Annotated in this window: 10 protein-coding genes; 5 read left to right on the top strand and 5 right to left on the bottom strand. The window is 39.1% G+C overall.

From position 1 onward, the window contains the following. Nucleotides 1-6 precede the first annotated feature (6 nt). Nucleotides 7-2,406, top strand: a complete 2,400-nt coding sequence (locus tag ACFS25_RS28325) for a hypothetical protein (RefSeq protein ID WP_381508050.1) — start codon at nucleotides 7-9, stop codon at nucleotides 2,404-2,406. A gap of 80 nt (nucleotides 2,407-2,486) precedes the next feature. Here the strand turns inward: ACFS25_RS28325 and ACFS25_RS28320 are convergent, their stop codons facing one another. Further along, entirely contained in the window at nucleotides 2,487-4,067 is a 1,581-nt protein-coding gene (locus ACFS25_RS28320; RefSeq protein WP_381508048.1) for a DnaB-like helicase C-terminal domain-containing protein, read from the bottom strand. 198 nt (nucleotides 4,068-4,265) lie between these two features. Then, entirely contained in the window at nucleotides 4,266-5,411 is a 1,146-nt protein-coding gene (locus tag ACFS25_RS28315) for a DUF3800 domain-containing protein (protein ID WP_381508046.1), read from the bottom strand. A gap of 428 nt (nucleotides 5,412-5,839) precedes the next feature. On the opposite strand from ACFS25_RS28315, the gene ACFS25_RS28310 reads away from it, so the two are divergent. Continuing rightward, complete coding sequence (locus ACFS25_RS28310) at nucleotides 5,840-5,998, top strand: transposase (protein ID WP_381508044.1); 159 nt, start codon at nucleotides 5,840-5,842, stop codon at nucleotides 5,996-5,998. Between the two features lie 383 nt (nucleotides 5,999-6,381). Here the strand turns inward: ACFS25_RS28310 and ACFS25_RS28305 are convergent, their stop codons facing one another. The 3 genes from ACFS25_RS28305 to ACFS25_RS28295 all read right to left on the bottom strand — a co-directional run bounded on the left by ACFS25_RS28305 (nucleotide 6,382) and on the right by ACFS25_RS28295 (nucleotide 11,980). Then, a complete protein-coding gene (locus ACFS25_RS28305) occupies nucleotides 6,382-7,917 on the bottom strand; it encodes a ComEC/Rec2 family competence protein (RefSeq protein WP_381508042.1) in 1,536 nt (511 codons plus the stop codon). Between the two features lie 273 nt (nucleotides 7,918-8,190). Beyond that, the gene (locus ACFS25_RS28300; RefSeq protein WP_381508040.1) at nucleotides 8,191-9,420 is read right to left on the bottom strand and encodes an IS256 family transposase; all 1,230 of its coding nucleotides are present in this window, start codon (nucleotides 9,418-9,420) and stop codon (nucleotides 8,191-8,193) included. A gap of 220 nt (nucleotides 9,421-9,640) precedes the next feature. After that, nucleotides 9,641-11,980 carry an nSTAND3 domain-containing NTPase gene (locus ACFS25_RS28295; RefSeq protein WP_381508038.1) on the bottom strand — a complete coding sequence of 780 codons (2,340 nt, stop codon included), beginning with the start codon at nucleotides 11,978-11,980 and terminating at the stop codon, nucleotides 9,641-9,643. A 527-nt stretch (nucleotides 11,981-12,507) separates the two neighbouring features. Here ACFS25_RS28295 and ACFS25_RS28290 point away from each other — a divergent pair. From ACFS25_RS28290 to ACFS25_RS28280, 3 genes are all read left to right on the top strand, one after another. Continuing rightward, a complete protein-coding gene (locus tag ACFS25_RS28290; RefSeq protein ID WP_381508035.1) occupies nucleotides 12,508-12,690 on the top strand; it encodes a hypothetical protein in 183 nt (60 codons plus the stop codon). Next, nucleotides 12,687-13,139 (top strand): type II toxin-antitoxin system VapC family toxin, encoded by a 453-nt coding sequence (locus tag ACFS25_RS28285; protein WP_381508033.1) that lies wholly within the window; start codon nucleotides 12,687-12,689, stop codon nucleotides 13,137-13,139. The genes ACFS25_RS28290 and ACFS25_RS28285 overlap by 4 nt, the downstream gene beginning before the upstream one ends. Before the next feature lie 597 nt (nucleotides 13,140-13,736). Next, nucleotides 13,737-15,063 (top strand): MBL fold metallo-hydrolase (locus tag ACFS25_RS28280; RefSeq protein ID WP_381508031.1); only part of this gene is annotated, 1,327 nt, incomplete at its 3' end.

The following is a 15,063-nucleotide window of genomic DNA, read 5'->3' as shown; positions in this document are numbered from 1 at the left end:
TAATAAATGAAAAATAGTTTTATTTTTGGTTTCACCAAAGAGGTTTTTGTAGAAAGTAAAGGTTTACAAAAACAAAATCACTTGATAGTATTTTTTCCGTATAAAGGTATACTGAAAAGTCAATCTGATTTTCAAATTCAATTAAGAGACTATTTTTATCAGCATACATTACCTGATAAATTAATTGTAATTTGTTTTGAATTTAATAAAGATGATGTAAAAGAATTATTTAACAGTGATTCGGATATATATAACTACATTCCAAAGTTTGACTTTAACCAAAACCAAGAAGGAATTTGTGTAATTTCTTTAAACGAAAAAGGTGATTTTAAATCAGTTATTGGTTTATGCCCATCGGCAGATGAAATAGATGATATATTTACAAGAGGAATGATTAAAATTTTCCGAAAGCACGGAGGCCTTATTATATCTCAGCCAGCGCACCACTTTGTATTCCCATCGGGAAAACACAGTAATAGGTTTTTGCGTACGGGAAATGTTCTAGTAGCTGGAACTGAAATATTCTTTATAGCTGCTTCTTTAATTAAGTATTTTAAAAGGAGTAGTTTTGAATCAATATACTCTGATACATCATCAATAAATTCATTAGTATATGCATATATAAACCTTTTAAAAGAACTAAATCCATCATTTAAAGAGTCGGTACATGTTGAAAGTTTTGGTTCTTATAAAATGTTTGAGGAGTCGAAATTTCAAGCAAGACGTAATTCACTATTTCTAATCTCGTCTTCAACTTCAGGTAGCATATTGAACCGAATGACTGACGTCAATAAGAATGTAAAAAACATTGAATTAAATAATATAGCAATAATATATGGTCTGAGTGTAAAGTCTCCTTATAACAAACAAGTTATTTGCGATTTAACTAAAAATAAACACAACTCTGATTGTATAGAACCTTTTGAGAGTTATAATGTAAACCGTGGTGAAGTATGTAAATTTTGCTCAATTGGTTCTAAAGCATTAAAGGTAGAAGGAGATGTGTTTCTTTTAGAAAAGCCAATTGTAACTCCTCATTTAATAAAAAAGACTGATTTACCTATATACATAAGAGACTTTTCAAACTACTATAAAAAATCCAATAAAGATGCAGAACCACTTATACGCTGCTATCATAAAGAGAATGGATTTAATGATAAAAAATACGAAATCTATATTGATGTAGCTTCTATTTTAGATCAATGGAAAAATAGAGAAGATAAAAACCATCCATATAAGCTAATTTTTAATAAGCTTGAGAAATATCTTCTTCAAAATATTCCCGCATCATTAAGATACATAATCACACTACCAGATGATGGTTCTCGGAAATTAGCTTCAATAATAAATGAAATTCTTTTTTCCGATGGAAATACTTCCGTTAAAATATTGAGTCTTAAGGAAATAAATAAAATAGATAAAAATATTAAAGGATCTATTGTAATCGCAAGCTCCTCGATAGTAACAGGTAGAAATCTACTTTATTTAAGCAGAGCGCTGCGAGATGTTGAATCATCTTACAGAAGGTTATATTTTACTTTTATAAACAGAACTGGAAATAAAAATCATTTGGATTTTCTTCAATCAAATTTAGGGTTGGGAGAATTTGGGGTTGATACTCATAAAATATTTAATGTTGAAACTATACACTGTTCAAATGAAGCACAGAAAACTCCATGGCATATTGAGGAAGAAGCAGTGAAAAAGTTTCAGGATTTTTTTGAAAATTTCGAAGATTTTAACGCTATCATTAATTATAGTAATGAAAGAATATTACAGCTTACACAAAGCGGTAAAAATAAAGGACTTTCCAACAATCTATTTTTACCCACAATAAGGAATAAAGTGCTGAAAATTAGAAATGGATTCGCTTTTGCCCCGTTTCAAGGTAGCACGGCACATAATAAATTTATTTCACAATCAAAACAGTCAGAGATCTATTTTATCGTATCTTCTGTCTTAAATGACATGAGAAATAAAGGAATATTCGACCAAAGCGATTACGTTAGAAACATTCTTGATCCAGGCAATTTCGTTAGGTTTAATGATGGTATTATACAAGCTTGTTTATTGAGAGCATGTTCTAATGATGAGCTGGATTACAGTATTTCAAAAGAGTCAAGTATACAAATGCAATCTGTCTTAGGTGATATGATACTACATATTGCGGATGATCACGCAGAAGCATTGAATGAATTTTTTTATGCGATTGCAATCAAAAAACTGAAACTTACTTTTGGTATAGTTGAAGATTGTATAGCTCTCTTAGAAGAGCAAGAATTTTACAAAAATGAAGACACAATACTTAAAGGCCTAGTCAAGTATATTAGAAAAGAAGTATTAGTTAAAGAAGATATAAAATCAAAATTTGATAGGCTTGTAGCTGAAAAAATCAATGAAGAGTGAAGCAATGTTTAACTTAGGATTTTTGGTCGTGACTTGATGATGGACTTGTCGTCATTAACGTAGTTTGACAAAACTGAAAACTAGAAAGGGGGTTCATCTGATGGGTCAGCACTTCCGAGACCAGAAAATCGACTAGCACGACTTGTTGAAGATTTTGTGCTTTTGAACACAGAATCAAAGGAGCTGGAATTACTTACATTATAACTTTCCAAATCAACGAATTTTGTGTACCGCCCAATAAACCTGAGCTGGATCGTACCAAGACTACCACTTCTATTTTTAACAACAATCAATTCGGCTACACCTGCTGTCGAATTTCCGTTATCGTCTTGTATGATATTATAATATTCAGGCCGGTAAAGGAACATGACCACATCTGCGTTGGCTTCAATGCTTCCTAAATTTCGTAAATCAGATAATTGCGGCCGCTTATCACCACCTCGCGTCTCCACTTCCCGACCTAGTTGTGAGAGTACTAAGACTGGTATATTCAACTCTTTAGCTAGGTTTTTTAATGTTCTTGAAATAGAAGTGATTTCCTCTTCACGATTTATGCCTTTGCTATCATCATCTGTTATGAGTTGTAGATAGTCAATTACAACCATTTGAATATCATGCTGGGCTTTCAACTGGCGGCATCTGGCACATATTTCACTGATTGAAGGGGAGGAGGTGTCCTCAATATAAATTGGCGCTTCCATAAGCTGTTGGGACTTGTTACTAACTTGCACCCATTCATAAGGAGCCAAGTTTGCTTTTCTGATTTTATCACTATCGATTTCGGTTTCTGAAGCAATAAGACGATCAACTAACTGCTCTTTAGAGAGTTCCATTGTGAAGATAGCTACAGGTGTACCAAAATGGATAGCTGCGTTCAGCAACGCCGAGATGGCTAGCGAAGTTTTGCCCATAGCTGGCCGAGCTGCTATGATAATTAGTTCTGAAGGTTGCCAACCAGAGGTAAGCCTATCTATTTCTATAAGCATAGAAGGTACCCCCGTTAGTCCTTCCGAGAAGGTCCTTCCTTCGAGCCTTTCGAGAGCCTTCTTAACAGAAACATTGAACGACTCTCTAGCTTTAAGAGCTGAGTTTTCCTCAGCCAGTCGGGCGATCTCTTTAGCCACCATATTTGACGCTGTTGCCTCGTTTCCTGGAACCCAACCAATCAGTTCAGGACGGCGCTCAAATTCGGGAAGCGTTTGTAATATAGCTAACTTTATATCTCGTTCATCATCCCAAAACTTAACTATCTTAGTTTCGACTAAGGCTTTGAAGTCTTTTAATTTTTGAGGATTGTCAAGTTCTAAAATACCCTTACCTTCAGATCTAACCTTCTCATCTAACCGCTTTTCCGTAATTACCAAGGCGAAAAATGCTTTGCTTTTTTCAAGCGCATATTCATATTCCAGCTGAGTATAACTTTTGTCTAATTCTGGATCAATAGAACCGTATCGACCAGCGAGTATTAATAAATACGCGTCTGATTCATCTATCCATCTTTTTATGACATCCATCTGTGATTTATCGCCAGCTGAAAATAATTCCATACCAGCAGGAATATGCCCAGCCGTTAAAATAGCTTCAACAGCAGCCTGCCTTTCTTTAATAAGATCGGTGTAAGTTGAAGAGACAAAAACTTGAAGCTTTCTTTTAGATGCCATATAACAAATGAGCTATTGAAAAACCAAGACAAATAAATTTTTCTTGGATAGTTTTGGAGATATTTTTTTTACTTTTAAACACTACTGTAAACAATTTTAATAGATTGATTACCAACCTGGCCAGTTTTTATTGTAAAATAACCAAGCTATTAATCAGTCTTTTAAAAATTATCCAGCAATCTTTTGATAGTTTTTGGTTTATCTCAAATTAAACACCCTTGCACTGTCGGATTGGTTGTTTCCTTTATCCAATTCATCAAGATTAAAGCCAGTTTCATGTAAAATAAAATCGGCTAATTCATCTTTAAAATGACCACTCGGGGCATTATGGAGTCTCCTATTAATAGCACTAGTAAATAGATCAGTCATCTGAATGAAGAAGTTGTTTTTAGATGAAACAGCCGTAAATGTATTTAAGTGAAGTCCAGCTATTTTTTGACTAGTTAACCGCTCTTTAATATTCTCCAGTTTCAATGTATCGCTTCCGCGTTCCTCTTCATCAATCCAGACTTGAAGTAACCTTGGCAGCGGAGCCCGTTGCGTTTCATCTTCGTGAGCAATGCCTTTACTTATTAAATGATAGGTTAAGTCGGTTATCACAGATCGGGTGTCTGAAAACCCAGAATTATTTAAAATAATCGCCTTAAAGCCTATTGTAGAGAATTTCTCAAGAAATAAGGTAAAGAACTGTTTGTAGGAATTTAATTGATCTCTCGAGTTTGTAAGTGCCTTAAAATGAAACTCATGTCTTATTCCTTTAGCTTTAACCCAATCCTCAATCTCGCGTTGTCTAGAGATAACCTCTGAGCCAGCATCTAGCAGCCAGAGGGAGCCAACAGATATAAATTCTTGTGTTTTGCCCGCTTCATCAACGTAAACCGTATATACACCCAAATCACCAGGCCGATCCTCAACAACTTCTTTTCTTATATCTTCATCTAGCGTTCCTCTAAATTTCCTTACCTCAACATCAGCTAAGTATAATTTGTATTCATTTTGTATTTTAGCTCTTGCTCTGGATATGGATGGCAAGCCCGTTAGGGACCTCAAATCGTCTTTAGTAACTGAATGACCGTTAAATCTGTCAGACTCAAATTCACCCCAATATTCCCAGGCTAAGTCAACATCCGAATTACGTGCCTCAATTGATCGATTGAGGACATATGCTACTTTTTCTTTGGTAGTTTTAGGTCTATTACTACCAACGCTTGCTAATATCTGCTCACGACCTGCCTCATTCTGCCGCTGTTTCCTGCTGCTTAATTCGTCAACTGCTTCCCCTTCTTCATTTGATAAATGTTGGTTCTCCTCATTTTGATTGGGGTTTGGCTCTGGTGCTTCCATTAGACTATTACAAAAGATTAGTGTGGATATAGCAATATATGAAAAAAATAGCTCGGCTAATTACAGGCCATTTTGGCTTTATATATTATTGATCAGTGATCAAGGCTGTAATATTTGTAACTTGTTGACCTTATGCAAACTACAAGCAATCAGACTACAAAATCCTTCGTCGGCGCTATGTCGAAATAAACCAAGCAGACTCATCCGAGTAATTCCTATGATTTAAAAGTCTCAAGTCAGAACTTGTTTATTAGCAGAATCTCTAGACTCGAGCCACACTAAACGGGCTGTCTTTTAGTAGACTTGTAGTGGCTTCATTGCGTTTATAACTCTACGAATCAACTTGTGATAAGTCCCCGGCATTGGTACGGCCACTGCCAAGGAGATCGTCATTGCTATGAATGAAATGTAGACCACTACGGAGCCTAATGAAATGGCCTGTCATGCGGGGAAGTGCTCCTTTTAACTATCGGTCGGGTAGCAGTGTCCGAGGGCGACCGGGTGTGAGTCAGCATGCCCGTAAACGGCTCAAATCTTTATTCCATCTAGGCTCGATGACAGCTATTCGAGCGAAGGGCCAACTGTAGGATTACTACCAGCCGGTCCGCCGGTGTGGCAAAGTCAAATAGGGTAAGAACAAAATGCTCGTCTTGAATGCAGTCGATTAGGCGATCCGATCGCAATAAGCTCAGTCATCGGGTGTACGCGGTGGTGGCTTGGGGTGAAAATATGACAAAAATTATGTGTCACCACTTGCGTAAACCATAGAAATGGGCCCGGTTAAATTTCCATCTCATTAATTAACAACATATTTTGTTTTATGAGATGAGTCAGTAAAACTATTGGTACGAATCCATACCCAAGCTTTAAGAAATAATACAATTATGCACTACCCTAAATACCTTGAAAGTGTTTTCTATTATCTGCAAAAAGTGCAAAAGTAATTTTTGTGCTTTCGTCCACGAAAACGCTACTTTTTCGAGATAAACTCGCCTCGTTCGTCATTCCAAATCAGCTTATCTATTTGCCATTTGGTAATATCACCGAACGAGGAACGAGGTTTTTCCAGTTTTTGGGCAATCACAGCGGTTTCTCCATCCGTTCTCAGCGTGATCATGCCATAGGTCGACACAATCCGTTGCTTCACCGTATCTGTTTTAAGGTTTTTTGTCTGAAGAGTAATGTACTCAGGAGAAGAACGGGCTAGTTCAGTACTGTAAATTAAGGGACGTTCGCCTCGGCTGAATTTTCCAATAGCCCCTAATGTTTCAGGACGAGGATGACAAAACGATTCCTCATCGCCACTGGAGATAATGGTAGCGATTGGATTTACTGCCTGTAAAAACTCATTAGTTATATCATGGCTTCCATGGTGACAGGCTTTAGCTACCTCAGACTGAAAATACGTCCGGTTTTCGTTTATAATTTCCTGAAGTTCTGACCGTAGCTCCACTAACTCCTGCTCATCGTTACTTAAGGCTATTTTCTTCTTGACCAGCTCTACATTCTTCCCACTGTAACGAGACATTAAGTAATCAGCCGATTTTGAATTTAGATCACCCCCTAGTAATATTTTCATTTTACCAATCCGGGCAGCGAGTACCACGGAATGCCCATTTTTAGTTTTTCCTACATCGTCGGCAAACCATCGCAACGCTTTCTGTTTCACACCATCAACTTCTATGGTCTCAGGGATAGGGGCTAAAACTTCTAACCTCAATAAAGGATCATCGTATATAAGGGTCTCCTGACCCATATCTTTCCAAATTCCTTTTATAGAAAGGTTGGGAAAAGTATTCAGGCTTCCCTTAAGCAATTTTTCATAATTACTCTTGGCACCATCTTTTCCTAAGACGTCTACTAGTTTAGCCTGAGTATCGATAAACTCTGATAAATAATTTACGCCATTAAAAGAGGTGGACTTCCCTAACGTACTACCAGCACGTTGAATTATGGTATTATGGAAGACCTCGTCAAATCGAATCTGTCTCTTTTGATTCGCAGGAGGCTGGGCTAATAGCAAGTTAAGGCCTTTGTAGTGGTCCTCATCAGGATGGCTAATTATAGCCGTGAACTTAGGCAGTTGGCCCCCGGATTGTGACAGGTTAAAGCGCCAGCGAAGAAATCGGTACATATTATCTCCTTCCCCGGCATCAATGATAAAATGTTCGTCGCTAGGTGTAACCAAATGACAACCGTCCCCTTGTCCTATGTCCACAAAATTGACCTCAAGAAGTCGTTGGGTCTGAATCTCACTAAGCCTGATCCAGCCTTCTTCTTGACGGCTTCTGACCTTAAGCCATGTTTCCCCGTTTACTTCCTGAGTAGAGTCTTCTCCCCATCGAGAATAAGACCCGTCACTTTTTTTAGGTGGCGTAATATAATCGCCAAATAATAAATGTTGAAAGCCTTTGCCATTTGGGACACGACATATCCTCACTTCAGGAAAGACAGCAAACCCGTGGCCTTGGGTAGATAGTGTAGAAAGTGTAGCGGGGACAGGCATACGATTTGTGGTGAACTAGTTAGAGTAAAACTTACTCATACTTAGTTAGTTGTGAACACCTACAATTTATTCACCCTCAGTCAACTTTCCAAATCGAACCTTAGTTATTGAAATTTATCTCAGTTTGATAACTAGGATTTAGTTTCATTGCTGTTTATCTAAATTTTGGATGGAAGCTACGAATTGTTCTCTTGATAAGATGAAAGCTTAGCCACTAATCGATGAATGTGAACACGTTGAAAGGGAGTGCTCGCTGAACTGTGTCAGCAGGGTTTAGTCGAAGCGATGTAGCTTTATGCGTTCATCAAATATAATGCTGAACTGATTAATCAGTTCTTTCCAATTATAGGTTGTCGTCTCCCATCTGATTTGTAGGTTTTGGATTGTTAAATAGACCAACTTTTGCAAAGCCACATCCGAACTAAAAGCACCTTTGGTTTTCGTCACTTTACGCAACTGCCGGTGGTAGCCTTCGACCGTATTTGTCGTGTACATCACCTTGCGAATGGGAGCTGGATAGTCGAAAAAGGGCGACAGCAGTTCCCACTTTTCTAACCAGGGTTGCACCGCTTTAGGATAAGCCGATCCCCACTTTTCCTGTACCAACAACAGATTCTCCATGCCTTGCTCTCGGTTAGGAGCCTGGTAAACCGTCTTCAAATCCTTGGCAAAGTCTTTCAACAACTTGTCCGGTACGAAGCGGAACGAGTTGCGCAACTGATGGACAATGCAGAGCTGGACCGTAGCGGCCGGAAAAACGCTGTTGATGGCCGTATCGAAGCCTTTCAACCCATCTACGCAGGTGATCAGCAGGTCGTCCACCCCCCGTTGTTTTAAATCGGTCAGCACCGAAAGCCAAAACTTAGCCGACTCGCTTTCGGCCGTATAGATGCCCAGCACCTGCTTTTTGCCCGACAACGTCAGGCCGATCAGACTGTACAGCACGCGCGTGACAACTTTGCCCTCATGGCGCACCTTGTAGTAAATGCCGTCGAGCCAAACCAATACGTACAAGCTTTCCAAAGGCCGGTTTTGCCACTCGCGCATAGCGGGAATGACTTTGTCAGTGATAGCCGTCAACTCGCTGTCGGAGAGCGAGTAACCATACATCTCCTGGAGGTGATGTGCGATGTCGGCATAGCTGTTTCCAACGCTGTAGAGGGAGAGTACTTTCTGCTCTAACTGGGGCGTAAGGACCAGCTGCCGTTTGGGCACGATCTGAGGTTGATAAGTACCGGATCGGTCGCGCGGTGTGGTCAAATCCAGTAGACCAGCACTGGATTTGACGGTCTTGGTGGCCTTGCCGTTTCGGCGGTTTTGTTCAGTTTGCAGGGTCTGCACCAAGTGTCCATTCATTTCCCCTTCCAAGGCTGATTCCAGGAAGTGTTTGAGTAAAGGGGCGAAAAGTCCGTTTTCGCCCGTCAAGAGTTTGCCTTCGTAGAGGCCTTTGATGGCCGCTTGCTTGAAGGACTCGAAATCGAAGTTGTTAGTTGTGTCCGTCATGATAGTGAAAATAAAAAATTTTTTCTTTTTCCCTTCTATTCACCCTCAGGCTTGACACAGTTCAGCGAGCAGTCTCTCAACATGATCTTTTACCATTCTGTATAGTTTATCTCATTATAAGTCGAACTTAACATCTCAAATAGACTATTATAAGGTGACCGACTAGTTTAGAACAAACTAGCAACCTTGCCTTTTACTGTTTTATACATAGCAATTCAGTCTAATCGTTTTTCGAAAATAGATTATCAATTTCATCATCCTCATCACTCATATCACTCATTGCTTCTTTATAATAATCTTCATCATAATCGTCAAAAGCTGAATCCTCAGCTTCAGCTTTTACAATATTGGTTTCAACTTTTTCTTCCCAAAAAGACCAATCTATAGTAACCTTTAAGTCGTAAGAGGGTGAAATATCAGGTAATAAGACCTCTAATAATTTTTCTTCAAGAATATAAATTTCTTTATATATATCACTAACTTCATCTTTATCTTTTACTGTATCCTCATGTGCATACTTCAGATCTTCCTCACTTTTACATAATACGTTCTCTATCATATCTGTTATTATATCTCTAGCTTTATCATTATCTTGTAGATAATCTAAATATTTATATCCAAATTTTTCAAATAATTCAGGTATCTTCTCCGCACTGGCAACCTCATCATTTGTAATCATAACCTTTTCAATAATTTTAATATAATTTTGCTTAATGTAATGATACGTTTGTGGTGCGTCAGCGACATTAACTAGAAAATATTCAATATCTTCCAAAAAAAGATCCCAATCTTCCTCAAAATTGAGCTTATTAAAATTCTCAAGGAGGTGCGCATCTGTGTCTATTAATGGGCAATATGTAATTAAAATTCTCATATAAGCAGCACTCCTTACACCTCCTACAAAACTTACCCTATCTCTTTGTATACTTGTTAATTGTTCTTTAGGAACCATATCTCTTATAATAATTTGCAACTCTTCTTCTAAAGGAATTATTCCCCTTTCTGGATTAAATCTCTCAAGTTGTTCTACATATAAAAAGCTGGACACTATACTTTTCCTTTCAGGAAATGATTCTACAACGTACCCAATTAAAAAATCTACTAATGAGGGGTTTATAAATCTATAGCTACGCTTTATCGGTTTTCCACTATGCAAACTAGATAAAATAAAACCGTTTAGGAGAACTTTAATAGAATCATGAAACTGATTCGCAGTAATTATTTGGTTATGTTTCGTTTTCTCATACTGCAAACGAGCTTCAAATGCTCCAATGAGTGATATTTCAAATTGTTCAATTTCAAATGTAAACAGAGTTAGCAATAAGCATTTATCCAAATATTGTATCTGATTAATGAAGGAATAACGCCAAATCTCTTTTGGGTTACGTAAATTGTTTAAAATAAATTGTTTGTATGCATCAGGCGATAAATTATAAATTCGATGCGTATCAGTAATAAATTCTATTATTCGTGGTGTATAATTATTATGTTCTATAATTTTCATATAAAACCTATTCGATATTATAGCATCAAGTAATCGCTCAGGTATTTCTCTAAAATATAGATGATTATATAAAATTTGTGCTTTTTCGTATTTTGTATAATCAGACAGCTTTATCTCAAATTGCTGATTATTGAGCCTAGACCTACTTATTTTTTCATATCTTTCAATCGCTTGATTAAGTATTACTGTCCTCGTAGTTAAAATTAAATATTTATTCGGTGTAGCTTTTACTCTCTCGACGAAATTTGTTAGTTGCGTCTCGGTATTAGATGCATTCATTATTTCGAAATAGTTGGCACCTAAAAAGTCATCAAAATAAAATAGTTGTTTTTCATCAGGATTCGGAGATATAACATCTTCTGCTTCTAATATATTTTCAACTTTGTATATTTTCAACCCATTTTTAGCTCTGTCAAATAATATAATTTCAGCTAAAGTTGTCTTCCCAATTCCCGGCTGACCCGTTATAAGCAGTAATTTACCTTTTTGTAGTGTTTTAATAGCATCGTTTATCTTCTTAGTAATTACATAAAAACGTATTTTCTCGTTTATCTGTTCTAACATGTATTTTGTCCTACCTTCAATGGCATTATTAAATACTGTATTCAGAATATTAATGCTTGAGAACCAAAGTTTAAAATATTTTTTTTCTATTTCTTTGAAGTCAAAAAGTATTCCATTTAAATCCTCTTTTCCAAATATATCATTAGAAGTTAAGATATAGGGATCGAGTGCAACTTTAATTTCGTCTTTTTGAACGGCGGAAAGCGGAAGAGAGGTAACAACTATATATCTATCTGGTGCTAATTTTTTTATCTTATCTAACTCTTCAGTTATTAAAACTTTTTTGAACTTTTGAAAACCGGATCCAACATAGTGTTTTACCTGAACAACTATTGAATTATTGTTTCCAGAAGTGGAAAATCTTAAATCTATACCTTTATCTTTACCTGATTTAAAACTTTGAAGTCCAAGTTTGTATTTTGCATTTAGCAAATCTTTGGCAATTAATTCGAACTCTTTATCATTTAGAGTAGTAAAATTATAATCATCCATATTTCGCGAAATTATCTTTTAATTCTAAATTTAGTATCGATTCAAATACCCATCTAGCTCAAACCGTATTAATTAGCCGGTAGAGGTCGCCCGATTGAAGGGTAAAAATACATTTCCGCGTCAATCAGACCGTCAACTACTCTGTAAATAATTTGGCACATTTGTTATTCCGTCAACTATTCCGTCAACCAAACCAACTAAATTAATATATTATACTTAATATCAACAACTTACGCTAAAAGTTTAAGTCCCTTCGGGAGTGCGCTTAGCTTAATTGGGCGGTTTCTTCACATTATATCCTCCCGGTTGAAACACTGTTGATAGGACAATCCATTAAATATATATAAGCTACTGGGAGTCAAGAAGCTATAAAAACTAGTTAGAACGTGTATGAATGGCAATCCCACTCATCGTATTATTTATGTTTTCACTAATTCAAAAACAACCCTCATCTGGCTTTCGGATATAAGTATTAGTTGGATCTATTCGTCACGACTTTTGTTAATTTTGTGAACATCGATCAAGCTATGGCAACGACCAAAACCAAGTCAAGGGCCAAAAGGCCGCTTAAGGTAAAACTTCTGAATGCATCGGGTCAGGTGATTGAGGGCATCATCCCATCAGGGCAACTGTCAACAGAAGACCCTGGATTGGCCATAGCCCGTGAACTGGGCAAACACAAACATATCGAACCGACCCCTATCCCTTGATTACCGTAACAAAGCCTGCCTTGCTGTGTGATACAGGGTTGTTAAGCCGTGTTTTTTTAGCCAAACCACCGTTTTTAGAAGCGTATCAAAGAGCTATTGAACAGTACCAGGAAACTATCAGCACGGCTGTCTTCATCGAGTTACAACATTGGCTACTCATTCAACGGGGACTAGCCATGCCTATTAGTCGGGCAGAGTATGATCGGCATCGAAAGCGGTTGGATAACTACATCGTTCTAAATAGTGATGGGGTTAGTGAGCAAGCCCTAGCGGTGGCCCGCCGATGGCCTGATACCGGTGTCGGTGATGCCTATACGATTGGGACGGCTTTAGTGTTTGACGTTCCGGTTTTTACGCTCAATCCTAAGCATTTCGAGCGAATGAAGGGGATTACTTTATATAAGCCTGAAAATTATCAGCAACTCCTCCAAAGTACCAGACGTATTTAAGAGACATAGCTGCCACTTCTCCATTAGACGCCGTTGACCTTGTTGATCCCTTTTCTAACGTCTAAGAGCCGAACCGTTCATTTAAAGGCAAATAAAATAGATTATTTGAACGCACAACCTTTTGTATATCAGTAGGCTGTACCACTATTTCGCGTAAGTGAAAAACGTCCACGAAATCGCTTGGTCAACTGGACGTTACTTGTTGCTCAGTGATGTACCCTTGCCTTTTCGATTACTCCCTAAAATCGTTCACGAAAAGGTTGCGTTATCTGAACGCTTACTATGAAATGTACAAATTCTAAAAAAGTGTGAGTTCAGCTTCCCTTTATTTCAGATAACGGTAAAGTACTAGTTGAAGATCGGATTGGGTCTCTTTAAACACCCGAAGCATCACGATCCACCGTTGCGGGCGTGGTCATGTTGGAAGTATATACACGTAAGATACATCGTCTCACTTAGGAGCCTTATTTGAGACGAAGCCAATTAATAGTCCGATTGTCTTGACAAGACAGCGAGTTGCTGCGTCAAACTCAGGTTAAGCTTGATACTTGGATACGGTAGAATACGTAGATTTGGCAGCCAATGACCCGTCTACCTATGCCATTCCTTTTGTATCTACTTCTACTGAATCTACTTAACTCTAGGCTAACCAGTGCTTCCCGACCATCAGGGACGATGAGCCAAAAGGTCCTGGCTCGCTGCTGGGCCAAGCAAGTTGAGCCCCTCGGTCCGCAGTATCTACAAGTCAGCTATCAGGAACAGCGTTCGGAGTTGGAGCATACTGCCGAACCCTGGCAACAAACGCCTTATCAGGCGAGGGGCACTTTATGGATCAATGCCACTCACTTCCGCCAAGTCGACACACTCTATAGCCCCACCCGTAAAAAGGTGTATTACGCCAAAACGCAGGCGGACCCCCAGACACTCCTGTTGCTTGAGCCGGGAGAAGATAAGTTGGCGACGGTCAGCCCGCAACGGCTGGCCGCCCAGCTACTAGCGGCTGCTCGCTATTCACCAATCTGGCTGCTTGACTATGCCCATCGGTATCCGCCTGCGCTTGACCCTGAGCGTAGCTCAACCCAGCGGGCCTGTTATCAGCTCCAACTTAATCAAACCCGGGTTCGTTTGTTTATTCGGCACTCGGACGGGCTATTGGACCAGGTTACGCTGCTGGAAGCTGATCCGATGCTGGGCGACTTATTAACGACCATTACCTACCAGGAATACCGCCGGCTAGGCCATAGCTGGCAACCAACCCGCATCACCATAGATAAGGTTAATGGACGGCTACACGATCAGGTCCTACTCGCTCAGGCCAAACTAACCCCGCAGGCCCCCGTTTTACTCCAGCGACCGGCCGACTATGCCTTGACACCGGTGGGGGAAGTGACCGCTACGCTGCACTCGGAAAAGTACAGCGATCACATCTATTTCATCACCCTGCCCCACACCGATGACCGGGTGATGCTGGTTGAGTTCACCGATTTTTTGTTGGTAGCGGAGGCACCACTCAGCAGTCAGAACGGGGAGCTTATTATTCAACAGGTCCGTCAGTTGGTTCCTGCTAAGCCCATCCGCTACTTTGTGGCGGGCCACCATCATCCCCATTATCTGGGTGGTGTTCGGCCCTTTGTGCACCGGGGGGCTACCATTTTGAGCAGCCCTGGCAACGAAGCCTATATTCATGATGTGACGGCAGCTACCCATCAGCTAAGCCCCGACAGCTTGGCGCTGGCTCCCAAACCACTGAAACTTGAATCAGTGGGTGCTCACAAAACCATTACCGATGGCCAGTTCCGGATGGAGATCTATCACATGGGTCCTCAGTCGGCTCATACCAATGATTACTTAATCTACTATTTTCCGGATCAGCAGCTGTTGTTTGAAGACGACCTGGTGTGGTTACCCAAAACGGGTAAACCGG

This window comes from Spirosoma flavum (assembly GCF_042686045.1).
GTDB lineage: Bacteria > Bacteroidota > Bacteroidia > Cytophagales > Spirosomataceae > Spirosoma > Spirosoma flavum.
The sequence above is the reverse complement of the archived record's forward strand: the minus strand, read 5'-3'. Positions and strand labels throughout refer to the sequence as shown.